At 57.8% G+C, this 5,610-nt stretch carries 3 tRNA genes and 3 rRNA genes; all 6 read left to right on the plus strand.

From position 1 onward, the window contains the following. Window positions 1-193 precede the first annotated feature (193 nt). The 6 genes from EJV46_RS07900 (at window position 194) to EJV46_RS07925 (ending at window position 5,608) form a co-directional block, all read left to right on the plus strand. Window positions 194-1,680, plus strand: a 16S ribosomal RNA gene (locus EJV46_RS07900). Between the two features lie 343 nt (window positions 1,681-2,023). Next, window positions 2,024-2,100 (plus strand) — tRNA-Ile (locus EJV46_RS07905). A 39-nt stretch (window positions 2,101-2,139) separates the two neighbouring features. Further along, a tRNA-Ala gene (locus EJV46_RS07910) sits at window positions 2,140-2,211 on the plus strand. A 327-nt stretch (window positions 2,212-2,538) separates the two neighbouring features. Next, window positions 2,539-5,277, plus strand: a 23S ribosomal RNA gene (locus EJV46_RS07915). Between the two features lie 116 nt (window positions 5,278-5,393). Then, window positions 5,394-5,508 (plus strand): 5S ribosomal RNA (rrf, locus tag EJV46_RS07920). Together the 16S, 23S and 5S rRNA genes with 3 tRNA genes alongside form the textbook arrangement of a ribosomal RNA operon. A gap of 26 nt (window positions 5,509-5,534) precedes the next feature. Then, window positions 5,535-5,608 (plus strand) — tRNA-Met (locus tag EJV46_RS07925). Window positions 5,609-5,610 lie beyond the last annotated feature (2 nt).

A 5,610-nucleotide genomic window follows, 5' to 3' on the forward strand; every position in this document is an offset into this window, starting at 1 on the left:
CCATGTTTGGTGATTGATGATGGCCGGATTTCTTGGGCATGGATGCGTGGTTGGCGCTGCCTTGGGCGACTGGGGTTGGTGTTGGCTGTGTGTTTGGCTTGGGTGGATTTGGGCATTGTTGGTGCTGGGTGTGGTTTGTGGGGTTAAGGATGGCAGGTTGGCCTGAGATTGGCGTGAGCTGATTGATGGTGATGAACCTGAGAGTTTGATCCTGGCTCAGAGCGAACGCTGGCGGAATGCTTAACACATGCAAGTCTCACGGGCAGCAATGTCAGTGGCGGACGGGTGAGTAACGCGTAGGAATGTGTCCTGGGATGGGGGATAACGTCGGGAAACTGGCGCTAATACCGCATATGAGCTGAGGCTCAAAGCCGCAAGGCGTCTTGGGAGCAGCCTGCGTCCGATTAGCTTGTTGGTGGGGTAAAGGCTTACCAAGGCGACGATCGGTAGCTGGTCTGAGAGGATGATCAGCCACACTGGAACTGAGACACGGTCCAGACTCCTACGGGAGGCAGCAGTGGGGAATATTGGACAATGGGCGCAAGCCTGATCCAGCAATTCCGCGTGGGTGAAGAAGGTCTTCGGATTGTAAAGCCCTTTCGACGGGGACGATGATGACGGTACCCGTAGAAGAAGCCCCGGCTAACTTCGTGCCAGCAGCCGCGGTAATACGAAGGGGGCTAGCGTTGCTCGGAATGACTGGGCGTAAAGGGCGCGTAGGCGGCACACATAGTCAGGCGTGAAATTCCTGGGCTTAACCTGGGGGCTGCGTTTGATACATGTGAGCTAGAGGATGGAAGAGGCTCGTGGAATTCCCAGTGTAGAGGTGAAATTCGTAGATATTGGGAAGAACACCGGTGGCGAAGGCGGCGAGCTGGTCCATTACTGACGCTGAGGCGCGAAAGCGTGGGGAGCAAACAGGATTAGATACCCTGGTAGTCCACGCTGTAAACGATGTGCGCTGGATGTTGGGTGACTTAGTCACTCAGTGTCGTAGCTAACGCGATAAGCGCACCGCCTGGGGAGTACGGCCGCAAGGTTGAAACTCAAAGGAATTGACGGGGGCCCGCACAAGCGGTGGAGCATGTGGTTTAATTCGAAGCAACGCGCAGAACCTTACCAGCTCTTGACATCTGTCGGACTTCGCAGAGATGCGTTGGTGCCCGCAAGGGAACGGCAAGACAGGTGCTGCATGGCTGTCGTCAGCTCGTGTCGTGAGATGTTGGGTTAAGTCCCGCAACGAGCGCAACCCTCGCCTCTAGTTGCCAGCATGTTTGGGTGGGCACTCTAGAGGAACTGCCGGTGACAAGCCGGAGGAAGGTGGGGATGACGTCAAGTCCTCATGGCCCTTATGAGCTGGGCTACACACGTGCTACAATGGCGGTGACAATGGGAAGCCAGGTCGCGAGGCCGAGCGGATCCCAAAAAGCCGTCTCAGTTCAGATTGCACTCTGCAACTCGGGTGCATGAAGGTGGAATCGCTAGTAATCGCGGATCAGCACGCCGCGGTGAATACGTTCCCGGGCCTTGTACACACCGCCCGTCACACCATGGGAGTTGGTTTTACCTTAAGTGTCTAGGCTAACCGCAAGGAGGCCGGTCACCACGGTAGGGTCAGCGACTGGGGTGAAGTCGTAACAAGGTAGCCGTAGGGGAACCTGCGGCTGGATCACCTCCTTTCAAGGATGCCTGACGATCGTGGATGGTTCGCTGTCCTGGCATTGTCGGGCTCCGACAAGACTAAATGCTTGTTCATGCCTGCCGGCCTGAGCCTGGCTGTTCCGGATGGGGTGGCCGTGGCGAGGGCGAACGAACCCTACGAACGCGCTTTGACTGATGATGCCGGTTGATCCGGGTCAGGACTGCGGAAGATGCCGGGGAGGGCGCAAGCCTTTCGGGCGCTGACCGCGTATCCTGGTTCGGGGATCTGGTTTATGGCTGGCTGGGTTGGTCCTGGCCTGGGGGCTCCGGCCTGGCTGGAGAGGTCCTGGTTCTGGGTCTCTTGGGTCGGGTCTCGGGCTTTGGGCCAGTAGCTCAGTTGGTTAGAGCACACGCTTGATAAGCGTGGGGTCGGAGGTTCAAGTCCTCCTTGGCCCACCAAAGCCCCAGGGGTTCTTGCGGGGTCACTCGCGAGGTTTCGGGGGCGTAGCTCAGTGGTAGAGCACCTGCTTTGCAAGCAGGGGGCCGTCGGTTCGATACCGACCGTCTCCAAAGTGAGTGAGGTTGGTGTTCGAAGTTTGCCTCGAGGGGTCGAGCGGCGTGAGCCGTTCCCTGGAGGGGCGCGCACGTGCCTCTGCACGACAGGTTTCGCCATCCGGCGAAGGGCCCCAGAAGGGTCCGAGCCGGAGGGCGGTGATGTTTGACAGGTGAATCGGAATGGTTGGTCACGACGCGTCGTGGCGGGCTGGCTGCGCGAGCGGCTGGGTTGCTGGGATGCGACGTGAACAAAGTGATTGGTAGTAGTAGCTGGGCATTTAAGTTTGGGCTGCACAGAGATGTGCGTGGGGCTTGGTCCTGCGTGCGGGCATGTGTGGTTCGTGATGAGCGCGATAAGAGCGTTCGGTGGATGCCTTGGCGCCAAGAGGCGATGAAGGACGTGGCACGCTGCGATAAGCTGCGGGGAGATGCGAGCAATCGTTGATCCGCGGATTTCCGAATGGGGAAACCCACCCGCAAGGGTATCTGCACCTGAATTCATAGGGTGTGGAGGCGAACCCGGGGAACTGAAACATCTCAGTACCTGGAGGAAAAGACATCAACAGAGATTCCCCTAGTAGTGGCGAGCGAACGGGGACCAGGCCAGTGACCTTTGACCAATAAGCCGAGCAGTCTGGAAAGGCTGACCGTAGAGGGTGATAGTCCCGTAGGCGTGATGTGGTTGAGGGTACTCGAGTAGGGCGGGGCACGTGAAACCCTGTCTGAACGTGGGGGGACCACCCTCCAAGCCTAAATACTCCTTGGCGACCGATAGTGCACAAGTACCGTGAGGGAAAGGTGAAAAGCACCCCGACGAGGGGAGTGAAAGAGACCTGAAACCGGACGCTTACAAGCAGTCGGAGCTCCCTTGAGGAGTGACGGCGTACCTTTTGTATAATGGGTCCGCGAGTTCGTGTTGGCAGCAAGCTTAAGCCGTTAGGCGTAGGCGAAGCGAAAGCGAGTCTGAACAGGGCGTTCAGTTGCCGGCATGAGACCCGAAACCGAGTGATCTAGCCATGGCCAGGCTGAAGGTGCGGTAACACGCACTGGAGGGCCGAACCCACGCCTGTTGAAAAAGTCGGGGATGAGCTGTGGCTAGGGGTGAAAGGCCAATCAAACTCGGAAATAGCTGGTTCTCCGCGAAATCTATTGAGGTAGATCGTCCGTCGATGACCATCGGAGGTAGAGCACCGGAAGGGCTAGGGGGGCCCAAAGCCCTACCAAACCCTACCGAACTCCGAATGCCGATGAGTTTAGGCGGGCAGACAGACAGTGGGTGCTAAGGTCCATTGTCGAGAGGGAAACAGCCCAGACCACCAGCTAAGGCCCCCAAATGATGGCTAAGTGGGAAAGCATGTGAGACGGCCAAAACAACCAGGAGGTTGGCTTAGAAGCAGCCATCCTTTAAAGAAAGCGTAATAGCTCACTGGTCTAATAGCTGTCTTGCGGCGAAAATGTAACGGGGCTCAAGCCATCTGCCGAAGCTGTGGATGCGTCAGCAATGACGCGTGGTAGCGGAGCGTTCCCTAGGCCTGTGAAGGTGAACCGCGAGGTTTGCTGGAGGTATGGGAAGTGCGAATGCGGACATGAGTAGCGACAAAGAGGGTGAGAAACCCTCTCGCCGAAAGTCCAAGGGTTCCTGCGCAAGGCTAATCCGCGCAGGGTGAGCCGGCCCCTAAGGCGAGGGCGACAGCCGTAGCCGATGGGAATCAGGTGAATATTCCTGAGCTCGTCAGAAGTGACGGCCTTGAAGTTCTGTCATCCCTTATTGGATTGGGGTGGCAGCTGGAGAGGTCCGGGAAATAGCTCTGACATCGAACCGTACCCGAAACCGACACAGGTGGACTGGTAGAGCATACCAAGGCGCTTGAGAGAACTATGCTGAAGGAACTAGGCAAATTGCTCGCGTAACTTCGGGATAAGCGAGACCCATGCTTGCGCAAGCAGGTGTGGGTGGCACAAAGCAGGGGGTGGCGACTGTTTAGTAAAAACACAGGGCTCTGCGAAATCGAGAGATGACGTATAGGGTCTGACGCCTGCCCGGTGCCGGAAGGTTAAAAGGAGGTGTGCAAGCACCGAATTGAAGCCCCGGTAAACGGCGGCCGTAACTATAACGGTCCTAAGGTAGCGAAATTCCTTGTCGGGTAAGTTCCGACCTGCACGAATGGCGTAACGACCTCCCCACTGTCTCCAGCATAGGCTCAGCGAAATTGAATTCCCCGTGAAGATGCGGGGTACCCGCAGTTAGACGGAAAGACCCTATGAACCTTTACTGCAACTTCGCAGTGGCGCCAGGAAGGGACTGTGTAGGATAGGTGGGAGGCTATGAAGCCGGGGCGCTAGCTCAGGTGGAGCCAACCTTGAAATACCACCCTGTGCCTTTTTGGCGTCTAACCGAGCCTGGTTATCCCGGGCCGGGACCCTGCGTGGTGGGCAGTTTGACTGGGGCGGTCGCCTCCTAAAGTGTAACGGAGGCGCGCGATGGTGGGCTCAAGCCGGTCGGACATCGGCTGTTGAGTGCAAAGGCATAAGCCCGCCTGACTGTGAGCGTGACAGCGCGAACAGAGACGAAAGTCGGCCTTAGTGATCCGGTGGTCCCTCGTGGACGGGCCATCGCTCAACGGATAAAAGGTACTCTAGGGATAACAGGCTGATCTCCCCCAAGAGTCCACATCGACGGGGAGGTTTGGCACCTCGATGTCGGCTCATCGCATCCCGGGGCTGGAGCAGGTCCCAAGGGTTCGGCTGTTCGCCGATTAAAGCGGTACGTGAGCTGGGTTTAGAACGTCGTGAGACAGTTCGGTCCCTATCTGCTGTGGGTGTTGGAGACTTGAGAGGATCTGTCCCTAGTACGAGAGGACCGGGATGGACATACCTCTGGTGCACCAGTTGTCACGCCAGTGGCACCGCTGGGTAGCTAAGTGTGGACGGGATAACCGCTGAAAGCATCTAAGCGGGAAACCCACCTCAAAACCAGGTCTCCCTGAGGGCCGTGATAGACCATCACGTTGATAGGCCGTCTGTGGAAGTGCAGTAATGCACGCAGCTAAGCGGTCCTAATCGCCCGATAGGCTCATCATTCTACACGTGCAGTCCTCGCAAGAGGACACCGCACGCAGCACCAAACCCCATCTGCTACCTTACCACTCACCCAAACCAACCATTCCCCTCACCACCAAACCTTTTCGGTTCGGTGGCCTGGTGCCTATCGCGGAGTTGAAACACCCGATCCCATCCCGAACTCGGCCGTGAAACACTCCAGCGCCCATGGTACTGCCGCTCAAGCGGCGGGAGAGTCGGTCAGCGCCAGGCCACCCAACCGAAAACACACTCACCACCGCGGGGTGGAGCAGCCCGGTAGCTCGTCAGGCTCATAACCTGAAGGTCACAGGTTCAAATCCTGTCCCCGCATCC

This window comes from Roseococcus sp. SYP-B2431, from assembly GCF_004336745.1.
Classification (GTDB): Bacteria; Pseudomonadota; Alphaproteobacteria; order Acetobacterales; family Acetobacteraceae; genus Roseococcus.